Raw genomic sequence first — 20008 nt, forward strand, 5'->3', positions numbered from 1 at the left:
GTGATGTTGAGTGTACCGCGCAACTATAAACCGTCAGTACACCCTGCGCTATTCATCTGCCTGTTCGGGCTTTTTCTTCGGGATAAACTGGCGGAACAGCTCCTGACTTTTCAGCGGCTTGCCACCCAGGTAGGGCTTCAGGGCAATACGGGTAAACCGCTTCGCAGCGCGCAGCGTGTCGGCATCGGGAAACTCACGTTCGCACAGGGCGTGCAACTCACGGCCGGTAAAGCTGCGCTGATTAACCACCAGACTGGCGATAAAGCCACGCTCTTCACGGTAGCTGTACGTCATGTCGTCACTGACCGGCTCGCCGCTGCCGGCGCAATGCAGGAAGTCGACGCCGTAGCCCAGGTGACCGAGCAGCGCCAGTTCAAAACGGCGCAGTGCCGGTTCGGGCTTGCCGTGCGTTGAGGCTAATGCCTGAAGGCAGTTGAGGTAGTCGAAGAAAAGTTCCTGGAAGGGCGATTCCGGCTGCAGTACGCGAGAGACCAACTCATTGACGTAGAGACCGCAGTAGAGCGTAATGCCGCTGAGCGGTAAAGCCAGCGACACCGCTTCGGCGTTGCGCAGAGTTTTGACGTCCCCGCGCCCGCTCCAGCGAACCAGCAGCGGGGTAAAAGGCTGTAACGCACCTTTCAGCTGGGAGCGCCGCGAGCGTGCGCCCTTGGCCAGCACCCGAACCCGCCCTTCGTTTTCGCTGAACAGGTCGAGCAGCAGGCTGGTTTCGCTGAAGGGACGACTATGCAGCACAAAGGCGCGTTGCCAGCCTTCCATTGAATCAGAGATCGTCTGTATAACCCAGGCTGCGCAGCGCTCGTTCGTCATCTGCCCAGCCGGATTTCACTTTCACCCACAGTTCGAGATGCACTTTCGCTTCGAACATCTCTTCCATGTCCCTCCGCGCTTCTGTTCCGATGACTTTGATTTTGGCACCTTTGTTGCCAATCACCATCTTCTTCTGCCCTTCGCGCTCGACCAGAATCAGACCATGGATGTCATAACCGCCGCGTTCGTTAGTCACGAAGCGCTCAATCTCCACGGTGACCGAGTAAGGCAGTTCAGCGCCCAGGAAGCGCATCAGTTTTTCACGGATCATCTCTGACGCCATGAAACGCTGAGAGCGATCGGTGATGTAATCTTCCGGGAAGTGATGATCGGCCTGCGGCAGATGCTTGCGGGTAATCGCCGCAATGGTATCGACGTTTTTGCCGCTCTCCGCAGAGATTGGCACGATATCAAGGAAGTTCATCTGCTGGCTGAGGAACTGCAGATGCGGCAGCAGAATGGTTTTATCCTGGATGTTGTCGACTTTATTCACAGCCAGCACAACCGGCACTTTGTTGTCGCGCAGTTTGTTTAACACCATCTCATCATCTGGCGTCCAGCGGGTACCTTCAACGACGAAGATCACCAGCTCTACGTCGCCAATTGAACTGCTGGCTGCACGGTTCATCAGACGGTTAATGGCGCGCTTCTCTTCCATGTGCAGTCCGGGGGTATCGACGTAAATCGCCTGATAGTTGCCCTCAGTATGAATGCCCATGATGCGGTGGCGCGTGGTTTGCGGCTTACGCGAGGTGATCGACACCTTCTGCCCCAGCAACTGGTTCAGTAAGGTGGATTTACCGACGTTCGGTCGGCCAACAATCGCGACAAAGCCGCAATAAGTAACGTTTTCGCTCATTCGAGTCCTGAATTGTTCAGCGCCTGATGCGGCGCCGAAGAGTGCTATTTGAGTCATGTGTCATTCAGCGTCTTCTGACGCCGGGATAGAGCTGTCAGAGGGTGATTGATTCAGCGCCGGTCCGGCACTGTCACCCCGACAGACCTATTCGAGACCTAATTTTATCAGTGCCTGTTCAGCCGCTGCCTGCTCGGCTTTACGACGGCTGGAGCCGACGCCGACGACCGGCTCGGCCATGCCACTCACCTGACAGTGAATGGTAAATTCCTGATCGTGGGCTTCGCCACGCACCTGCACTACCAGATAACTTGGCAGCGGCAGATGACGTCCCTGCAGATACTCCTGCAGGCGCGTTTTGGGATCTTTTTGTTTGTCGCCAGGACTGATTTCATCCAGGCGCGTCTGATACCAGTCGAGGATCAGCTGCTCTACCCGCTCGATGCTGCTGTCGAGAAAGATGCCGCCAATCAGCGCTTCCACCGTATCCGCCAGGATCGATTCGCGACGGAAACCGCCGCTTTTCAGCTCACCCGGCCCTAAGCGCAGGCACTCGCCAAGATCAAATTCGCGAGCCATTTCAGCCAGCGTATTGCCGCGCACCAGCGTGGCACGCATGCGGCTCATGTCACCTTCATCAACTCGCGGGAAGCGGTGATAAAGGGCATTCGCAATCACATAGCTAAGAATAGAATCGCCCAGAAATTCCAGGCGCTCGTTGTGCTTACTGCTGGCGCTACGGTGAGTCAGGGCCTGCTGTAACAGTTCCGAATGAGTAAAAGTGTAGCCCAGTTTGCGCTGAAGCTTGTTAATCAGGATGGGGTTCATGCGATTCCAGTTCTTTGTTGCGTCTGTGACTCTGCATACCAAACGGGGCTGGCAGTCCAACACGTTCCGTTTGGTGTGCAGTGGCCTCCCTGAGGAGGCCACCCGATTTGCCTGTTAATCAGACAAAATTATTAGTGGATACCGCCGATGCGACTGAATCGCACGCCGGTTGGCCACTGACCTTCTTGTTTCTCAAAGCTCATCCAGATAGCGACCGCTTTGCCGACCAGATTACGCTCAGGGACAAAGCCCCAGTAGCGGCTGTCGGCGCTGTTATCACGGTTGTCGCCCATCATGAAGTATTGCCCTTTCGGCACGACCCAGCTCGCCTGCGGCTGACCCGGCTGCTGATAATACATGCCCGCCTGACTCTGCGCTTCGTTAACCAGCAGAATGTCATGCGTCACGTTACCGATTGTCTCTTTGCGTGTTCCCAGGCGCAGACCACCGCGCAGAGTATCGCCCTGTGGCACCTGATAAAAACCGTTGCCGGTTTCGTTGCCATCAAAGCCGCTAAAGGTCTGGATAAAGTTGCTAGGCTCAACGTCGGTGTAAGTCACTGCCAACGCTGTGTCACAGGCTTTATCATCACCACAGGTCGGTTTCACCGTCAGCGTTTTGCTGTAAGGATCATAGATGACTTTATCGCCTGGCAGTCCAATAACGCGCTTAATGTAGTCCAGGCTCGGATCTTTCGGGTATTTAAATACCGCAATGTCGCCACGCTTCGGCTGACCGGTTGGGATCAGCGTCGTCTGGGTGATCGGATCTTTAATGCCGTAAGCAAATTTCTCCACCAGGATAAAGTCGCCAATCAGCAGTGTTGGCATCATCGAGCCAGAGGGAATCTGGAACGGTTCGTAAATAAACGAACGCACGATGAAAACCACGGCCAGCACCGGGAACACGGACGCGGTGGTCTCAACCCAGCCTGGCTGTGAAGAGACTTTCGCCAGCGTTTTGCTGTCAAGCGCGTTACCGGTCTGGGCCTGCGCCGCCGCCTGTTTCGCGCGACGCTCGGGTGCCCATTTGAAACGATCAATTACCCAGACGATGCCAGTAATCAGCGTCGCTATCGCCAGAATCAGGGCGAACATATTAGCCATTGGAAATCCTTATTTGCTGTCCTTACCGACATGCAGAATGGCGAGGAACGCTTCCTGTGGCAGCTCAACGTTACCAACCTGCTTCATACGCTTCTTACCATCTTTCTGTTTCTGCAACAGTTTCTTCTTACGACTGACGTCACCGCCATAACACTTGGCGAGAACGTTTTTACGCAGCTGTTTAACGGTTGAACGCGCGATAATGTGGTTACCAATGGCAGCCTGAATCGCAATATCGAACTGCTGGCGCGGGATGAGATCTTTCATTTTCTCAACCAGATCGCGGCCGCGATAAGGCGCGTTGTCGCGATGGGTAATCAGCGCCAGCGCATCCACACGTTCAGAGTTAATCAGTACGTCGACGCGCACCATGTCTGAAGGCTGGAAACGTTTGAAGTTGTAATCCAGCGAGGCATAGCCGCGCGAGGTGGATTTCAGACGGTCAAAGAAGTCGAGGACCACTTCTGCCATCGGAATTTCATACGTCAGTGCAACCTGATTGCCGTGGTAAACCATGTTGGTCTGCACGCCACGCTTCTCAATACAGAGCGTGATGACGTTGCCCAGATACTCCTGCGGCAGCAGCATGTGACATTCCGCGATCGGCTCACGCAGTTCTTCGATGTTATTCAGTGGCGGCAGCTTGGATGGGCTGTCGACATGAACAATTTCGCCGCCGGTGGTCACGACTTCATACACTACCGTCGGTGCAGTGGTAATCAGATCGAGGTCGTATTCGCGCTCCAGACGCTCCTGGATGATTTCCATGTGCAGCAGACCGAGGAAGCCACAGCGGAAACCAAAGCCCAGCGCCGTTGAGCTTTCTGGCTCATAGAACAGCGAGGCATCGTTCAGACTCAGCTTGCCAAGCGCATCACGGAACGCTTCATAGTCGTCAGAGCTGATCGGGAACAGACCGGCATAAACCTGCGGCTTCACTTTTTTAAAGCCTGGCAGCGCTTTGTCTGCCGGGTTGCGGGCGGTGGTCAGGGTATCCCCCACCGGTGCGCCGAGGATATCTTTAATGGCGCAGACCAGCCAGCCGACTTCACCACAGTTCAGTTCATTACGATCGACACGTTTCGGGGTAAAGATACCCAGGCGATCAGCGTTATAGACCTGGCCGGTGCTGAGGACTTTGATCTTGTCACCTTTACGCATGGTGCCGTTTTTCACACGCACCAGCGAGACAACGCCCAGGTAGTTATCAAACCAGGAATCGATAATCAGCGCCTGCAGCGGGCCTTCCGGATCGCCTTCCGGCGGCGGAATATCGCGCACTAAGCGTTCCAGCACGTCCGGAACGCCGACGCCGGTTTTAGCGGAGCAGCGCACCGCATCAGCCGCATCAATGCCGACGATATCTTCAATCTCCTGCGCAGCGCGATCGGGATCGGCGGCCGGCAGGTCAATTTTGTTCAGAACCGGCACTACTTCCAGATCCATCTCCATCGCGGTGTAGCAGTTCGCCAGTGTCTGCGCTTCAACACCCTGACCCGCATCCACCACCAGCAATGCACCTTCGCAGGCAGCCAGTGAGCGGGAAACTTCATAAGAGAAGTCTACGTGGCCCGGAGTATCGATGAAATTGAGCTGGTAAGTTTCGCCGTCTTTCGCGTGGTAATCGAGTGTGACGCTCTGTGCTTTGATAGTAATGCCACGCTCCCGCTCCAGATCCATAGAGTCAAGAACCTGCGCAGCCATTTCACGGTCAGAGAGGCCACCGCAGATCTGAATAAGGCGGTCAGAGAGCGTAGATTTACCATGGTCGATATGAGCGATGATGGAGAAATTTCTTATGTGCTTCATTTATAGGGATATCTTCGCTTAAAATTCAGTTGAAAATCTGAGCACAGACACATTCAGGAAGATCGCTCTTTACCCACAATCCTGTCAGCCTCATTAATGACGACGCATATTACACTGTTAACGCCGCGCATAAAAGAATGGAACGTGGTGGAAGCGAAACAGATATCTGCGCAAGGCAGAACGGACAAAGGCCGCGGGATGCGCGGCCTGGACGTACATTACGCTTCGCTTTCAACACGCAGCGCATCGGGAGGGAGGGCAATGTTCAGAATGACCGGCTGAAAGGCTTCGCGATCGCCAAATTTCATTGAAACGCCTTTCGCGACAATAAAACCGCCGATGCCGCCCAGCAGTGCGCCACAGGCGGCCGCCAGATCGCTGCTGAACAGCGACTGAAACAATCCAGCAACCACGAACAGGCCAAACAGCGGCGTCATGTAGACCAGCAGCGCCGAACCCAGCAGGCTACTCTCTTTGATGCCTAACTCAATGCGCTGTCCCGGCTGCAGCGGCTTGCTGCTGGCAATCTGCATCACGTGAGCATTCTTCGGACCGAGTTTGTTCAGCATATGGCTGCCACAGCCTTTGCGTGCCTGGCAGCTGTTGCAGGACGTTTTTGCTTCGGTGTGCAGTGTGGCAATGCCATCCTGCCATGCCACCACGGTGGCCCATTCTCTCATCATTTTTGTGACCCCAGGTCGATGCTGTCCGCAATACGTTTTGCGGTTGAGGGCGGTAATTCGCCGATCACCGCAATTTCGTTATTATTGCGCACAACGGTCTGGACCGTACGACGCCCAGTGCGCAATGTCTGGGTTGTGCTGCTTTTATCAGCTGGCGTCACGTTGATCGCGAAACTAAACAGACCATCGCTGTAGAGCTTCGACTCAATATTTTTGTTCAGCCCCGGCAGCGTGCGACGATTCTGCGACACCAGCGACATGCCTGCGGGTATCCAGCCTGGCTGCCAGGCGACGGTAACTGCGTCCCCTTTCGGCACGGACAGCGACGGTGGCAGATTCGCTTTCTCCAGCCCCTGCATCAGATTGCGCACCCCTTCATCCACCGCAAAGCTGATAACGCGGAACTGCTCCAGCGTTTCACCGTCACGATCGAGCAGGTCGATGCGCAGCGGCAGCTTGGTATCGACATCCAGCCAGACCACATAGCTGTAACGCGTACCATCGCGTGACACGATGCGCAATACATCACACATCTGATCGGCAATGCGCGAGCGTCCCACGGTAATAAAATCGTAGGCAGTGGCGAGTTTGGTGAAGTCAGCAAAAATCACTGACGGCAAAGCGTCGATAATGTGATTGCCAGGAAGCGAGAAAGGATCGAGGCCGGGTTCGAAGTAGCTGATATCGTTGCCACGCTGGATCACTTCCCGACGTGGTCCGTCCATCTGCAACAGCTGCGCGAATATCCGGTTATCGATCACAGCATGACGATAACGCAGCGATTCAATGCCGATGCGCGAGACGTTGATATAGGCAAATTCGTAATTGAGGTTCTGACTTGCCTGCTCCATCTGCTGCAATAGCGCCCCGGACGCAGTAGTTTGCGCCGGGGCGGCAGATGACCACAACAGGCTGCCTGTCAGCAGGCTAACAGCATACCAAAGCGGCTTCATTACTGCTGCTGCTGTCCTAATGACTGGTTTCCGGGAACATCAACCTGCGCCTGTTTTGGCGCATCGGTTTCAAACTGCAGCTGATCAGCATGCAGACGACGTTGCAGTTCATAGTCCTGCAGCATGGCGTTTACGCGACGACGCTGATCCTGAACCTGCTGATTTGAGCTGTTGGTGTCAAAGGCATCAGACGGCACACCCAGGCTCACCGGCGAAGCTTTACCCATCATCGGCAGCGTATTAAACACCGGAGAGTCAGAGGTCTGCGTGGCGCTACCCTGCGGCTGGTTGTAGTGCTGAACACCCACGATCACGGCCAGTGACACACAGGCAGCTACGCCCACCTGAGTCAGTTGCGCAGCCCACGGGCGCGCTTTTTTCCAGAACGGCATTTTTTCCCAGCGGGAAGGTTCTGGCTGAGCTTCAGGGATCAGCGTGGTAACCGTACGCAACGGTTCTTTTTCGATAGCAGCAGCGACGCGCGCAGAGATATCAAAATGCAGGACATCGCCCACATCACCGCGCATGGTATCGCGAATAAGATGATAGCTCGCCCAGCTTTTCTGTAGTTCTGCGTCCTTAGACAAGGCGGAAAACAGCTCGTTATCTAAGGTCTCACCATCCATTAAAGCGGAAAGTTTTTCTTTCTGCATGCCTATGTACCCTTCCAGTAGCCGTTATCACTAACGTTGGATAAGCGGTTGAACTTTGTTATCAATGGCCTCTCGCGCACGAAAGATACGTGATCGAACAGTGCCTACCGGGCAATCCATAATGACGGCGATCTCTTCATAACTCAGACCGTCCAGTTCCCTGAGGGTGATTGCCATACGCAAGTCCTCGGGTAGCGCCTCGATGGTACGAAAGACAATTTGTTTCAATTCGTCAGACAACATTAAGTTCTCAGGGTTCGAAATTTCTTTTAATGCACCCGCACTTTCGAAATTTTCTGCGTCAATCGCATCCACATCGCTGGATGGCGGACGACGCCCCTGAGCAACCAGGTAATTTTTCGCTGTGTTTACCGCAATGCGGTACAGCCAGGTATAAAACGCGCTATCGCCCCGGAAAGAGTCCAGTGCGCGATACGCTTTAATAAACGATTCCTGTACTACATCAGGCACGTCGCCCGAGGGAACATAGCGTGAAACCAAACTCGCCACTTTATGCTGGTAACGAATCACCAGTAAGTTGAACGCTTTTTGATCTCCCTTCTGTACCCGCTCGACAAGGACCTGATCCGTTAACTGCTCGCTCATCCGAGGTAATGTCTCCCCAAATTTTTCATATGCATAAAGTAACTGCCAGCACATCTCATGTTCTGAGCAAGCATGCGCTTAGAGTTGTGATGTGGTGCGAAGTTCACTTCCCGCCGTGATATTTACCGCTCCGATGGAGATAACACAGGTTGTTCGTTTTCGTTCAGTGTCAGGAGCGTAAATCGCAGGCAGAGTAACCTATGACAACAGCTTTTTCATCATTAAATCCTTTAGGTTTAATAAGTTTGCTATAAAAAACCACGGCTGAAACGGCCTGTTTTTAACTTACTGATTATAGGTGACTTTAGATAATTGTCAGATTAACGCGCGCACCTCATGTTTAAAATACTTCACAGAACTCCCTGTTAGGCTTATGCTCAGGCCTGGCCTTGTTTAGTAAATTAAACATTATGATGAATGCGAACCCGGATTATCAGTGTGATGTGTTGATTGTGGGCAGCGGTGCGGCTGGACTGTCGCTGGCGTTACGGCTGGCAAAACAGTATCAGGTGACCGTCCTCAGTAAAGCGCAGGTCAATGAAGGGTCAACCCTTTATGCGCAGGGCGGTATTGCTGCGGTATTTGATGAGACGGACAGCATCGAGTCACATATCGAAGACACGCTGATTGCCGGCGCGGGATTATGCGACCGTGAGGCCGTGTCGTTTATTGCCAGTAATGCCCGGCATTGTGTGCAGTGGCTGATCGACAACGGCGTTGCGTTTGATCTCGATCCGCAGGCGGCGGGTGACATGCGCTATCACCTGACGCGCGAAGGCGGCCACAGTCATCGCCGCATTCTGCACAGTGCTGACGCCACCGGCCATGCGGTAGAAACCACGCTGGTGAGCCAGGCATTAAGCCACCCTAACATCCGGATTCTGGAGCGCACCAACGCGGTCGATCTGATTCTTTCAGATAAAATCGGCCTGCCTGGCGCTCGGCGAGTGGTGGGTGCGTGGATCTGGAATCGCAATCGCGAGCAGGTCGAAACCTGTCGGGCGCGGGCCGTCGTCGTTGCAACGGGCGGGGCCGCCAAAGTCTATCAATATACTACTAACCCTGACATCGCCTCTGGTGATGGCATCGCGATGGCGTGGCGCGCGGGTTGCCGGGTAGCCAATCTGGAATTTAACCAGTTTCATCCGACCTGCCTGTTTCATCCGCAGGCACAGAATTTCTTGTTAACCGAAGCGTTACGCGGAGAAGGTGCCTGGCTGTTACGTCCCGATGGCAGTCGTTTTATGCCCGACTTCGATGAACGTGCCGAACTGGCCCCGCGCGATATTGTTGCCCGCGCTATCGATCACGAGATGAAACGACTGGGTGTGGACTGTATGTATCTGGATATCAGCCACCAGCCTGAAGAATTTGTGCGCGCACACTTCCCGATGATCTATGAGAAGTTGCTGACCTTTGGCTTTGACCTGACCAAAGAGCCGATTCCGATCGTGCCCGCCGCGCACTACACCTGCGGTGGCGTTGTCGTCGATCAGCACGGTCAGACCGATGTCAGTGGCCTGTATGCCATTGGTGAAGTGAGTTATACCGGCCTGCATGGCGCTAACCGCATGGCCTCCAATTCACTGCTGGAGTGTCTGGTGTATGGCTGGTCCGCGTCAGAGGAGCTGATGCGTACCCTGCCCGGCATTGAAGCCGTCACTGCCCTTCCTGCATGGGATGAGAGTCAGGTTGATGACGCCGATGAACGCGTAGTGATCCAGCATAACTGGCACGAGTTGCGGTTATTCATGTGGGATTATATGGGAATCGTCCGCACCACCCGGCGGCTGGAGCGGGCGCTGCGCCGCATCAATCTGCTTCAGCAGGAGATCGATGAGTATTATCACCACTTCCGCCTCTCCAATAATCTGCTGGAGCTGCGGAATCTGGTGCAGGTCGCTGACCTGATGGTACGCTGCGCGCTGGAGCGAAAAGAGAGTCGCGGCCTGCACTATATCCGTGACTATCCGGACTTACTGCCAGAAGCGCTGCCAACTATTCTGACCCCGCCGGGTTACATGAAGAGGTAAAAGTCCTGCGTCAGGCTACACCACTCATCGGAATAGTGGGTGTCTGGTGCGCGGATTGCGAGACGCTCCAGCAGCGTTTCCCCAGCCTGCGGCGACAGACCCAGTATGACGCGGTGCGGCGGACGATGGGCATATTCCGCCACGTCCAGCCGGAAATGCAGATGCCAGCCATCGGCCTGCGCCAGGGTGATAAACGTCTGCCCAATATCGACGGGCAGCACCACGCAGAACATCCCCTCTTCTTCAATTAATAAGGCTGCACTGCGTAACAGCGTCTGATGATCGAGCGAGGCTGTCGCGCGTGCATTGTCCCGTGCCACGGTAGAACAGGCTACGCCCGGCGTAAAATAAGGGGGATTGCTGACAATCAGCGAGTAACGTTTATCGCACTGCTCAGCCCAGCTGGCGATATCCTGCTGATGAACCTGAATACGTTCAGGCCACGGCGACTGCTGCATATTCTCCTGCGCCTGCTGTGCGGCTTCAGGTTCTAACTCCACCGCATCGATTTGGACCTGTGACGGCGTGCGCTGCGCCAGCATCAGTGCGATTAACCCGCTGCCACTGCCAATATCCAGAATGCGTCTGACTCCGGCGACCGGCGCCCAGGCACCAAGCAGAATGGCATCGGTGCCCACTTTCATCGCACAGCGATCGTGGGCAACAAAAAATTGTTTAAAGGTAAATCCGTTCTTGTTTAACTGAGGCCGTTCACGCGGCTTATCCTGCATCATTCGTCACTACCATCGTTTTTTCCTGCCGCACGGCAGCGCATGAGTGTAACGTGACGACAGTGGGAATTCACGCAGCAGACAACTCCAGGCGCAGCGGAAACGGATTAACAGATGAAGATTCAGTCTGATCTGTCTATAATCAGCGCCCCAAACTGAGGTAGACCATGACAGTAACCACATTTTCCGAACTCGAACTCGACGAAAGCCTGCTACAAGCGTTGCAGGAAAAAGGCTTTACGCGCCCAACAGTGATCCAGGCTGCTGCAATTCCGCCCGCGCTGGAGGGCCGTGACGTTCTGGGTTCGGCACCTACAGGAACCGGGAAAACCGCCGCGTATCTGTTACCGGCGCTGCAGCACCTGCTTGATTTTCCGCGCAAGAAATCCGGGCCGCCACGCATCCTGATTGTGACCCCGACCCGTGAACTGGCGATGCAGGTTGCCGATCATGCGCGTGAGCTGGCGAAACATACGCATCTGGACATCGCCACGATCACCGGTGGCGTGGCTTACATGAACCATGCCGAAGTCTTCAGCGAAAACCAGGATATCGTGGTCGCGACCACTGGACGTTTGCTGCAGTACATCAAAGAAGAAAACTTTGACTGCCGCGCCGTAGAAACGCTGGTGCTGGATGAAGCGGACCGCATGCTTGATATGGGCTTTGCTCAGGATATCGAAACCATCGCGGCTGAAACGCGCTGGCGCAAGCAAACCATGCTGTTTTCCGCCACGCTGGAAGGCGACAATATCCGTGACTTCGCCGAACGTCTGCTGAACGAACCGGTTGAACTGGAAGCTGATCCGAGCCGTCGCGAGCGCAAAAAGATCCAGCAGTGGTACTACCGCGCTGATGATCTGCAGCATAAAACCAAATTACTGATTCATCTGCTGAAGCAGCCGGATGTAACGCGCAGCATTGTGTTCGTACGTAAGCGTGAACGTCTGCATGAACTGGTGAGCTGGCTGCACGAAGCGGGGATTCGTAGCAGCTATCTTGAAGGTGAAATGGTTCAGGCCAAGCGTAACGAAGCGATTAAGCGTCTGAGTGAAGGCCGCGTAAACGTGCTGGTAGCAACGGATATCGCCGCGCGCGGCATCGATGTTGAAGATGTCAGTCACGTTTTCAACTATGACATGCCGCGTACCGCCGACACCTATCTGCACCGCATCGGTCGTACCGGTCGTGCGGGGCGTAAAGGCATCGCCATTTCGCTGGTTGAAGCGCATGACTTCGTGCTGCTGGGCAAAATAACACGCTACGTGAACGAGCCGATCAAAGCGCGTGTGATTGATGAGCTGCGTCCTGAGACGCGTGCGCCTGGTGCTAAAACCACGGGTAAACCGTCGAAAAAGGTGCTGGCAAAGCGTGCAGAGAAGAAAGCGAGCGAAACAGAAAAACCGCGCGTGAAAAAACGCCATCGTGATGCCAAAAATGTCGGCAAACGCCGCAAGGCAAGCGGCACTACGCCAGCTAACGAGAATGCGGAATAAAACATCACACGCATAAAAAAATCGCCCCACAAGAGGCGATTTTTTTTATCTGATAATCAGTTACGGCCTTTTCAGAATGTTTTTTCTGCCAGTTCCCTTTCTTCACAACACTGGCATCAGCATGCCGGGTAATTAACTGCTTATCTCTTTCATGATACGAATAAAAATTGCTGTGTGTGCTTTGCGCTAATTTTCAGCGCCCGATAATTCAGGCGGCTTACAAACTTTCGGTAAAGGTACGGGTGATCACGTCGCGTTGTTGCTCTGGCGTCAGTGAGTTAAAACGCACGGCATAGCCTGAAACACGAATGGTCAGCTGCGGGTAGTTTTCAGGATGTTTTACCGCATCTTCCAGTGTTTCGCGACGCAGAACGTTGACGTTCAGATGCTGTCCGCCTTCAACGCGGACCTGAGGTTTGATTTCAACCGGCACTTCACGGTAAGCGAATTCGCCCAGTTCGCTGATGGCGACAACCTGATCTTCTTCATAGCCCGCTTTTGCACACAGGCAACGCGCTTCAGCTTTCTCTTCATCCAGCAGCCAGAAAGAGTTCAGAAGTTGTGAATTGTTAGTTTGAGTGATCTGGATACCAGTGATCATGATTGCGTCTCCCGGATAATACGTGAATAAATCAAATTTGAGGCCCCGGTATACCATCGTTCATTCGACACAGCCTTGACCTGTATCAATATTAATCAGCCATTCAGCGCGCTTTTTAGCTAACCCATTGATCTCAAAATGCCTGCCAGCTAAAAATAATTTTTATTTTTCAAATTATTTTTGCCTTCAGGTCAGCGACAGGAACGGCTAAGCTTACTCCACTAACGTTAAGGGAATTAAACATGGCTGAAAAGCTGACCTGGCACGACGTGCTGGCTGAAGAGAAAGAGAAACCCTATTTTATTGAGACGCTGAAGCAGGTCGCCGATGAACGCGCCGCGGGCATAACCGTCTATCCACCGCAGAAAGATGTGTTCAATGCGTTTCGCCTGACGGAACTGGGTGACGTCAACGTCGTGATTCTGGGGCAGGATCCCTATCACGGTCCAAATCAGGCGCACGGGCTGGCTTTCTCGGTGCTGCCGGGCGTTCAGGTACCGCCCTCACTGCAGAATATCTATAAAGAGCTGATGCAGGATATTCCCGGCTTCCAAAAACCCGATCACGGCTTTCTTGAGAGCTGGGCAAAACAGGGGGTGATGTTGCTGAACACGGTGTTAACGGTTGAGGCGGGTAAAGCCCATTCCCATGCTCGTTTTGGCTGGGAGACCTTTACGGACAACGTGATTGCGGCGATCAACCAGCACTGTGAAGGGGTAATTTTCCTGCTGTGGGGCTCACATGCGCAGAAGAAAGGCAGCATTATCGATCGCAAGCGCCATCATGTGCTGCAGGCGCCGCACCCCTCGCCGCTCTCCGCGCACCGTGGATTTTTCGGCAGCAAACACTTCTCAACGACCAATGAACTGCTGAGCGCTGCCGGTAAAAAGCCGGTGGACTGGACGCCGGTCTTACCTGAATAGCGCCCAAACGCACACGGCCGCGTCAGTGCGCGGCCGTGTAACAGGATTCAGGTTGAATCAGCTTTTAGCTTTAGAAACCGCAACCATCGCCGGGCGCAGCAGGCGACCATTCAGCGTATAGCCACGCTGCATCACCAGCATGACATGGTTAGGTTCAAATTCTTCAGACTCCATCATCGACATCGCCTGATGGACTTCAGGGTTGAATGGCACGCCGGTTTCGCCGACCACTTCAACACCGAACTTACGCACGGCACCGAGCAGGCCCTTCAGCGTCAGTTCAATCCCTTCGATCATGGATGCCAGCTGTGGGTCCTCTTTATTAGCCACTTCCAGCGCACGTTCCAGGCTGTCGATGACCGGGAGCAGTTCGTTGGCAAACTTCTCCAGCGCAAACTTGTGCGCCTTCTCAACGTCCATCTCGGCACGACGACGAATGTTCTCAACCTCAGCCTGCGCACGCATTTGGGCATCGCGTACACCGGTCTGCGACTGCGCTAATTCAGCTTCGAGCTGAGCAATACGCTCATCACGCGGATCCACCTCTGCTGCTGTCTCCGCTTCCTGAGGTTGCAGCTGATCCTGCTGAATTTCATCTGAGACTTGCTCATTTGGGGTGTTCTGTTCTTTACTACTCATGAATTTCTCCGCGTTTTGCACATTCATTTCGCTGGTTGGCTTATTATGGGGATTGGTATGACGGATTCAAGGGAACCTGTCACATTGCCTTGCCGTTTTGGCTTATAAGGAACACCGACCAGATGAACAAACACTTTAACTGCATTGGTATCGTGGGTCATCCGCGCCATCCCACCGCGTTAACCACGCATGAGATGCTCTGGCGCTGGCTGACAGCCAAAGGTTATCAAGTGATCGTTGAGAAGCAGATTGCGCAGGAGCTGTCGCTTCACGACGTGCAGACCGGCACGCTGGCGGAGATTGGTCAGCAGGCTGATTTAGCGGTCGTCGTGGGTGGTGACGGTAACATGCTGGGCGCAGCGCGAGTGCTGGCGCGCTATGATATCAAAGTGATTGGCATTAACCGCGGTAACCTCGGTTTTCTCACCGACCTTGACCCGGACAATGCGCAGCAACAGCTGGATGAGGTGCTGCAGGGTAACTATTTCGTCGAGAGCCGCTTTCTGCTGGAAGCGCAGGTGTGCAAATCCGACTGCTCACCGCGTATTGGCTCCGCCATCAACGAAGTGGTGCTGCATCCCGGTAAAGTCGCGCACATGATCGAATTTGAAGTCTACATTGATGAAGTTTTCGCCTTTTCCCAGCGCTCTGATGGGCTGATTATTTCGACCCCCACCGGCTCTACCGCCTATTCCCTCTCTGCGGGTGGACCGATTCTGACGCCATCACTCGAAGCGATTGTGCTGGTGCCAATGTTCCCGCATACGCTGTCAGCGCGGCCACTGGTCATTAACAGCAGCAGTACCATCCGTCTGCGCTTTTCTTCACGCCGTAGCGACCTGGAAATCAGCTGTGACAGCCAGATTGCGCTGCCAATTCAGGAAGGTGAGGATGTACTGATTCGGCGCAGTGCCGGTCATCTTGATTTAATTCATCCTAAAAACTACAGCTATTTCAATACGCTAAGTTCAAAACTGGGCTGGTCAAAAAAATTGTTCTGAAAACCGGCCTCACCTCTTTACTGGATAAAAAACCAGTTTATACTGTATGAAAAACCATATGTGTTTATTCGTACAGGTGAACCTATGCTGGCCCAACTGACCATCAGTAATTTCGCTATCGTTCGTGAGCTCGACATTGATTTCCAACGCGGCATGACGGCAATCACTGGTGAAACCGGTGCCGGTAAGTCTATCGCGATTGATGCGCTGGGATTATGTCTGGGCGGCCGTGCCGATGCCGACATGGTGCGTCAGGGTGCCAGCCGGGCCGATATCTGCGCCCGTTTCCAGCTTAAGTCCTCCCCTTCTGCTCAGCACTGGCTGATGGAAAATCAACTCGACGACGGCAACGAGTGTCTGCTACGTCGGGTGATCAGCGCTGATGGTCGTTCCCGTGGCTTTATCAATGGTACAGCGGTGCCACTTTCTCAGCTGCGCGATCTCGGCCAGCTGCTTATCCAGATCCACGGTCAGCATGCCCATCAGCTTTTGCTCAAACCCGATCATCAGAAGCATCTGCTGGATGCCTATGCCGGTCACGACGATCTCCTGCAGCAAATGCGCGCCAGTTATCAGACCTGGCACCAGAGCTGTCGCACCCTCGCGCTGCATCAGCAGCAGGCGCAAGAACGCGAATCACGCCGCGAGCTGTTGCAGTATCAGCTCAAAGAGCTGAACGAGTTCGCACCGCAGCAGGGCGAATATGAGCAGATTGACGAAGAGTACAAGCGTCTGGCCAACAGCGGACAGCTGCTGTCGACCAGCCAGCAGGCGCTGCAGCTGTTAGCAGACAGCGATGACAATAATCTCAACAGCCTGCTCTACACCGCGCGTGAGATGATTTCAGAACTGACCTCGCTGGATGAGAAACTGAACGGCGTTCATAACCTGCTGGAAGAGGCGGCGATTCAGCTGAGCGAAGCCAGCGACGAACTGCGTCACTACTGCGACAGCCTTGATCTGGACCCTAATCGCCTGTACGAACTGGAAAAGCGTATTTCCCGCCAGATTGCGCTGGCGCGTAAGCATCACGTCACGCCAGAAGCGCTGCCTGAACTGCATCAGCAACTGCTGGCGGAAGCGGAGTTGCTGTCACAGCACGAAAGCGATCAGGAAAGCCTGCAATCGCTGGTGGGTGAACATTACCAGGCGGCACTGCAAAGTGCAGAGCAGCTGCATCAGCAACGCAGCCACTATGCCGATGAGTTGCAGCAGCTGATTACCCAGAGTATGCATCTGCTCTCAATGCCGCATGGCCAGTTTAAAATCGCGCTGACCTTTAACCCGGATCAGCTGACGGCAGATGGCGCGAGCCGCGTCGATTTCCAGGTGACGACCAACCCAGGCCAGCCACTGCAGCCGTTAGGCAAAGTTGCTTCGGGCGGTGAACTGTCACGTATCGCGCTAGCGATTCAGGTAATCACCGCGAAGAAAATGGAAACACCGGCGATGATTTTCGATGAAGTGGATGTCGGGATCAGCGGCCCGACCGCTGCCGTCGTCGGTAAACTGCTACGTCAGTTGGGTGAATCGACCCAGGTCATGTGCGTCACCCACCTGCCGCAGGTTGCCGGTTGCGGACATCAGCACTTCTATGTCAGCAAAGAGACCGATGGCGCGATGACCGAAACCCATATGCAGCCGCTGGATAAGCGGGCGCGTCTGCAGGAACTGGCGCGACTGCTGGGCGGCAGCGAGGTGACACGCAATACCCTGGCCAACGCAAAAGAACTTTTAGCCGCATAGCAGCGCACTTTTTTAACGTACCGTGGTCATATGCTTGCTCTGTAGAGGTTTCCAACGGCGAAAAGGTTTATTATCATCGGCACTTATGTTGTCAGAGTAATAAAGCCTGCCGCAGGCAGAGTTCAGATTTTGATGGCAAGAAAGCCGCCTGTTAAAGGCGTTTGGCCCCGGAAAAGGAATGTATAGATGCGCTGTAAAACGCTGACTGCCGCGGCAGTGGTAATGTTGATGATGACCGCCGGATGTTCCACCTTAGAGCGCGTGGTCTATCGTCCTGATATCAACCAGGGTAACTATCTGGTTGCCAACGATGTGGCCAAGATCCATACCGGTATGACACAGCAGCAGGTGGCTTACACGCTCGGTACGCCGATGATGAAAGATCCGTTTGGCAGCAACGTCTGGTATTACGTTTTCCGTCAGGAGCCAGGCCATGAGAGCGTGAAGCAGCAGACGCTGACGCTGACCTTTGATGGCAACGGTGTTCTGACCAACATCGATAACAAGCAGAATCTGTCAAAGAACAACGACTGATTTCACAACAGGCCGTTTTAAAGACAGCAAAAAAGGCGCATTGAGCGCCTTTTTTATGCCTGTTATTCGCTATTTCAGGCGATATAACGACTTATTTTTTACTTTCTGCCGCTCGCTCTGCGCGCTGACGACGCAACTCTTTAGGATCGGCAATCAGCGGACGATAGATCTCAATACGATCACCCTCCTGAACCACATCATCCAGCTTCACTGGTCGACTGTAGACGCCGACTTTGTTGCTAGCGAGGTCAATCTCCTGCCGCAGTTCCAGCAGGCCTGACTTCAGGATGGCCTGCTCTACCGTGCTGCCCTGCTCCACTTTCACGTAAAGCTGATACTGCTTTTCAGGCAAGGCATAGACTACCTCGACGGAGATATCAGGCACGATAAACCTCTTTGGCACGCTGAGTGAAGGCCTGCACCATGCTGTTGGCAAGCTCTTTGAAGATACGTCCAAAGGCCATCTCTACCAGCATGTTGGTGAATTCGAACTCCAGGCTTAACTCAACCTTACAGGCGTCATCGCCCAGCGAGACGAACGTCCAGCCGCCGGTCAGCTTGCGGAACGGCCCATCAACCAGTTGCATATGAATGCTCTGGTTATCCGTCAGGGTGTTGCGGGTGGTAAACGTTTTGCTGATGCCCGCTTTCGACACATCCACGGATGCCGTCATCTGATTATCAGACGCATCCAGCACGCGGCTTCCGGTACAACCCGGCAGGAATTGCGGATAGGCATCCACGTCATTTACAAGTTGGTACATCTGCCCGGCACTAAACGGGACCAGCGCCGAACGACTAATCTGAGCCATAATGGTTCCTGTTCATCACAAAACCGCTGAATAATAGCATTTTCAGCGATTAAACAAAAATGTCCCCGAGTGAGGGTGTGCTAGAATATCCCGTTTCCTGCTGCCCCGCTGGACTGGGGATGCGATAACCGACTAAGTGATGTAAAATACGCCGCACTATGACAAAGAAAAAAGCACACAAACCCGGTTCTGCCACTGTTGCCATGAACAAACGCGCCCGCCATGAGTACTTCATTGAAGAGGAGTATGAAGCGGGATTGTCGTTACAAGGATGGGAAGTTAAGTCACTTCGTGCCGGTAAAGCCAACATCAGCGACAGCTATATTCTGCTGCGCGATGGCGAAGCCTTTCTGTTCGGTTCAACCTTTCAACCCTTAGCCGTTGCCTCCAGCCACGTGGTCTGTGACCCAACGCGCAGCCGTAAGCTGCTGCTGAAGCAACGTGAACTCGACTCCCTGTATGGCCGCGTTAACCGCGAAGGCTACACCATCGTGGCACTGTCGCTGTACTGGAAGAATGCCTGGTGCAAACTGAAGATTGGTGTTGCACGCGGTAAGAAAGAGCACGACAAGCGCGACGATATCAAAGACCGCGAATGGCAGTTAGACAAAGCACGTATCATGAAGAATTCAAAGCGTTAAGCACTGGATTTTCATTTGTATTGTTGCTAGTATTTGAAGTTCTGGGGCTGATTCTGGACTCGACGGGATTGTGAAGCCTTAGGAGCATGCCGAGGGGCGGTTTGCCTCGTAAAAAGCCGCAAAAAAATAGTCGCAAACGACGAAAACTACGCTTTAGCAGCTTAATAACCTGCTCTTAGCCTTCTCTCCCTAGCTTCCGCTCTTAAGACGGGGATCAAGAGAAGTCAAACCCAAAAGAGATCGCGTGGATGCCTTGCCTGGGGTTGAAGCGTTAAATCCAATCAGGATAGTCTGTTAGTGGCGTGTCTGTTCGCAGCTAACCGGCGAATGTAAAAACTGACTAAGCATGTAGTGCCGACGGTGTAGTAATTTCGGACGCGGGTTCAACTCCCGCCAGCTCCACCAAAATTCTTCAAAGATGGTTCCAGTGCCATCCGCAGAAGTCCTGAAAGCTCGCACGGCACAAGCCCTGCGGGCTTTTTTGTGTCTGTAATCTTCCGAGACGATCCGTCTGAATCCAGCGATGATT

21 protein-coding genes and 1 other RNA gene are annotated in these 20008 nt (G+C 53.9%); 8 read left to right on the top strand and 14 right to left on the bottom strand.

The window, feature by feature from the left end:
- Positions 1-48 precede the first annotated feature (48 nt).
- The 9 genes from recO to rpoE form a co-directional block, all read right to left on the bottom strand.
- A complete protein-coding gene (recO, locus tag FA92_RS13390; RefSeq protein ID WP_033733548.1) occupies positions 49-777 on the bottom strand; it encodes a DNA repair protein RecO in 729 nt (242 codons plus the stop codon).
- Between the two features lie 4 nt (positions 778-781).
- On the bottom strand, positions 782-1687 hold the full coding sequence (gene era / locus FA92_RS13395) for a GTPase Era (RefSeq protein WP_033733549.1): 906 nt from the start codon (positions 1685-1687) through the stop codon (positions 782-784).
- Between the two features lie 144 nt (positions 1688-1831).
- The gene (gene rnc / locus FA92_RS13400) at positions 1832-2512 is read right to left on the bottom strand and encodes a ribonuclease III (protein ID WP_010257656.1); all 681 of its coding nucleotides are present in this window, start codon (positions 2510-2512) and stop codon (positions 1832-1834) included.
- A gap of 131 nt (positions 2513-2643) precedes the next feature.
- Positions 2644-3618 (bottom strand): signal peptidase I, encoded by a 975-nt coding sequence (gene lepB, locus FA92_RS13405; protein WP_033733550.1) that lies wholly within the window; start codon positions 3616-3618, stop codon positions 2644-2646.
- 9 nt (positions 3619-3627) lie between these two features.
- Positions 3628-5427, bottom strand: coding sequence for a translation elongation factor 4 (gene lepA, locus FA92_RS13410; protein WP_033783908.1), 1800 nt, complete (start codon positions 5425-5427; stop codon positions 3628-3630).
- Between the two features lie 218 nt (positions 5428-5645).
- Positions 5646-6110, bottom strand: coding sequence for a SoxR-reducing system protein RseC (gene rseC / locus FA92_RS13415; protein ID WP_033783909.1), 465 nt, complete (start codon positions 6108-6110; stop codon positions 5646-5648).
- Positions 6107-7063: a sigma-E factor regulatory protein RseB gene (gene rseB, locus FA92_RS13420; RefSeq protein ID WP_033783910.1), complete on the bottom strand. Its 957-nt coding sequence runs from the start codon at positions 7061-7063 to the stop codon at positions 6107-6109. The genes rseC and rseB overlap by 4 nt, the downstream gene beginning before the upstream one ends.
- The gene (rseA, locus tag FA92_RS13425) at positions 7063-7716 is read right to left on the bottom strand and encodes an anti-sigma-E factor RseA (RefSeq protein ID WP_013358763.1); all 654 of its coding nucleotides are present in this window, start codon (positions 7714-7716) and stop codon (positions 7063-7065) included. Before rseA ends, rseB begins: the two co-directional genes overlap by 1 nt.
- A 30-nt stretch (positions 7717-7746) precedes the next feature.
- Complete coding sequence (rpoE, locus tag FA92_RS13430; RefSeq protein WP_013358764.1) at positions 7747-8322, bottom strand: RNA polymerase sigma factor RpoE; 576 nt, start codon at positions 8320-8322, stop codon at positions 7747-7749.
- A gap of 413 nt (positions 8323-8735) precedes the next feature.
- Between rpoE and nadB the strand changes: the two genes are divergently transcribed.
- Positions 8736-10355 (top strand): L-aspartate oxidase, encoded by a 1620-nt coding sequence (gene nadB / locus FA92_RS13435; RefSeq protein WP_033784661.1) that lies wholly within the window; start codon positions 8736-8738, stop codon positions 10353-10355.
- On the opposite strand, the gene FA92_RS13440 is transcribed toward nadB, so the two are convergent.
- Complete coding sequence (locus FA92_RS13440) at positions 10340-11089, bottom strand: tRNA1(Val) (adenine(37)-N6)-methyltransferase (protein WP_033783911.1); 750 nt, start codon at positions 11087-11089, stop codon at positions 10340-10342. The two genes, nadB and FA92_RS13440, sit on opposite strands and share 16 nt — an antisense overlap.
- Positions 11090-11253: 164 nt before the next feature.
- On the opposite strand from FA92_RS13440, the gene srmB reads away from it, so the two are divergent.
- Positions 11254-12582, top strand: a complete 1329-nt coding sequence (gene srmB, locus FA92_RS13445) for an ATP-dependent RNA helicase SrmB (RefSeq protein ID WP_033783912.1) — start codon at positions 11254-11256, stop codon at positions 12580-12582.
- 217 nt (positions 12583-12799) lie between these two features.
- On the opposite strand, the gene grcA is transcribed toward srmB, so the two are convergent.
- The gene (gene grcA / locus FA92_RS13450; protein WP_013358769.1) at positions 12800-13183 is read right to left on the bottom strand and encodes an autonomous glycyl radical cofactor GrcA; all 384 of its coding nucleotides are present in this window, start codon (positions 13181-13183) and stop codon (positions 12800-12802) included.
- A gap of 242 nt (positions 13184-13425) precedes the next feature.
- Here grcA and ung point away from each other — a divergent pair, with 242 nt between their 5' ends.
- On the top strand, positions 13426-14106 hold the full coding sequence (gene ung / locus FA92_RS13455) for a uracil-DNA glycosylase (protein ID WP_033783913.1): 681 nt from the start codon (positions 13426-13428) through the stop codon (positions 14104-14106).
- A gap of 57 nt (positions 14107-14163) precedes the next feature.
- Here the strand turns inward: ung and grpE are convergent, their stop codons facing one another.
- Positions 14164-14745, bottom strand: coding sequence for a nucleotide exchange factor GrpE (gene grpE, locus FA92_RS13460; protein ID WP_033783914.1), 582 nt, complete (start codon positions 14743-14745; stop codon positions 14164-14166).
- Positions 14746-14867: 122 nt separating this feature from the next.
- Between grpE and nadK the strand changes: the two genes are divergently transcribed.
- From nadK to bamE, 3 genes are all read left to right on the top strand, one after another.
- Entirely contained in the window at positions 14868-15746 is an 879-nt protein-coding gene (gene nadK / locus FA92_RS13465) for an NAD(+) kinase (protein WP_003848582.1), read from the top strand.
- Positions 15747-15830: 84 nt separating this feature from the next.
- Positions 15831-17492, top strand: coding sequence for a DNA repair protein RecN (recN, locus tag FA92_RS13470; RefSeq protein WP_033783915.1), 1662 nt, complete (start codon positions 15831-15833; stop codon positions 17490-17492).
- A gap of 186 nt (positions 17493-17678) precedes the next feature.
- Positions 17679-18026 (top strand): outer membrane protein assembly factor BamE, encoded by a 348-nt coding sequence (gene bamE / locus FA92_RS13475; protein WP_013358772.1) that lies wholly within the window; start codon positions 17679-17681, stop codon positions 18024-18026.
- A gap of 91 nt (positions 18027-18117) precedes the next feature.
- Here bamE and FA92_RS13480 read toward each other — a convergent pair whose 3' ends face one another.
- Together FA92_RS13480 and FA92_RS13485 are read right to left on the bottom strand one after the other, a co-directional pair.
- A complete protein-coding gene (locus FA92_RS13480) occupies positions 18118-18411 on the bottom strand; it encodes an RnfH family protein (protein WP_033783916.1) in 294 nt (97 codons plus the stop codon).
- Positions 18404-18838: a type II toxin-antitoxin system RatA family toxin gene (locus tag FA92_RS13485; RefSeq protein WP_013358774.1), complete on the bottom strand. Its 435-nt coding sequence runs from the start codon at positions 18836-18838 to the stop codon at positions 18404-18406. Before FA92_RS13485 ends, FA92_RS13480 begins: the two co-directional genes overlap by 8 nt.
- A 158-nt stretch (positions 18839-18996) precedes the next feature.
- Between FA92_RS13485 and smpB the strand changes: the two genes are divergently transcribed.
- Positions 18997-19479 (top strand): SsrA-binding protein SmpB, encoded by a 483-nt coding sequence (smpB, locus tag FA92_RS13490; protein WP_010257694.1) that lies wholly within the window; start codon positions 18997-18999, stop codon positions 19477-19479.
- Between the two features lie 43 nt (positions 19480-19522).
- Positions 19523-19884: a transfer-messenger RNA gene (gene ssrA, locus FA92_RS22750) on the top strand.
- Positions 19885-20008 lie beyond the last annotated feature (124 nt).

Source organism: Pantoea sp. 9140 (assembly GCF_000745295.1).
Taxonomy (GTDB): domain Bacteria; phylum Pseudomonadota; class Gammaproteobacteria; order Enterobacterales; family Enterobacteriaceae; genus Pantoea; species Pantoea vagans.

Excerpts from the sequence above, each read along its gene's own strand:
- recO (WP_033733548.1), bottom strand. The coding sequence starts at position 777 with ATGGAAGGCTGGCAACGCGCCTTTGTGCTGCATAGTCGTCCCTTCAGC.
- era (WP_033733549.1), bottom strand. The coding sequence starts at position 1,687 with ATGAGCGAAAACGTTACTTATTGCGGCTTTGTCGCGATTGTTGGCCGA.
- rnc (WP_010257656.1), bottom strand. The coding sequence starts at position 2,512 with ATGAACCCCATCCTGATTAACAAGCTTCAGCGCAAACTGGGCTACACT.
- lepB (WP_033733550.1), bottom strand. The coding sequence starts at position 3,618 with ATGGCTAATATGTTCGCCCTGATTCTGGCGATAGCGACGCTGATTACT.
- lepA (WP_033783908.1), bottom strand. The coding sequence starts at position 5,427 with ATGAAGCACATAAGAAATTTCTCCATCATCGCTCATATCGACCATGGT.
- rseC (WP_033783909.1), bottom strand. The coding sequence starts at position 6,110 with ATGATGAGAGAATGGGCCACCGTGGTGGCATGGCAGGATGGCATTGCC.
- rseB (WP_033783910.1), bottom strand. The coding sequence starts at position 7,063 with ATGAAGCCGCTTTGGTATGCTGTTAGCCTGCTGACAGGCAGCCTGTTG.
- rseA (WP_013358763.1), bottom strand. The coding sequence starts at position 7,716 with ATGCAGAAAGAAAAACTTTCCGCTTTAATGGATGGTGAGACCTTAGAT.
- rpoE (WP_013358764.1), bottom strand. The coding sequence starts at position 8,322 with ATGAGCGAGCAGTTAACGGATCAGGTCCTTGTCGAGCGGGTACAGAAG.
- nadB (WP_033784661.1), top strand. The coding sequence starts at position 8,736 with ATGAATGCGAACCCGGATTATCAGTGTGATGTGTTGATTGTGGGCAGC.
- FA92_RS13440 (WP_033783911.1), bottom strand. The coding sequence starts at position 11,089 with ATGATGCAGGATAAGCCGCGTGAACGGCCTCAGTTAAACAAGAACGGA.
- srmB (WP_033783912.1), top strand. The coding sequence starts at position 11,254 with ATGACAGTAACCACATTTTCCGAACTCGAACTCGACGAAAGCCTGCTA.
- grcA (WP_013358769.1), bottom strand. The coding sequence starts at position 13,183 with ATGATCACTGGTATCCAGATCACTCAAACTAACAATTCACAACTTCTG.
- ung (WP_033783913.1), top strand. The coding sequence starts at position 13,426 with ATGGCTGAAAAGCTGACCTGGCACGACGTGCTGGCTGAAGAGAAAGAG.
- grpE (WP_033783914.1), bottom strand. The coding sequence starts at position 14,745 with ATGAGTAGTAAAGAACAGAACACCCCAAATGAGCAAGTCTCAGATGAA.
- nadK (WP_003848582.1), top strand. The coding sequence starts at position 14,868 with ATGAACAAACACTTTAACTGCATTGGTATCGTGGGTCATCCGCGCCAT.
- recN (WP_033783915.1), top strand. The coding sequence starts at position 15,831 with ATGCTGGCCCAACTGACCATCAGTAATTTCGCTATCGTTCGTGAGCTC.
- bamE (WP_013358772.1), top strand. The coding sequence starts at position 17,679 with ATGCGCTGTAAAACGCTGACTGCCGCGGCAGTGGTAATGTTGATGATG.
- FA92_RS13485 (WP_013358774.1), bottom strand. The coding sequence starts at position 18,838 with ATGGCTCAGATTAGTCGTTCGGCGCTGGTCCCGTTTAGTGCCGGGCAG.
- smpB (WP_010257694.1), top strand. The coding sequence starts at position 18,997 with ATGACAAAGAAAAAAGCACACAAACCCGGTTCTGCCACTGTTGCCATG.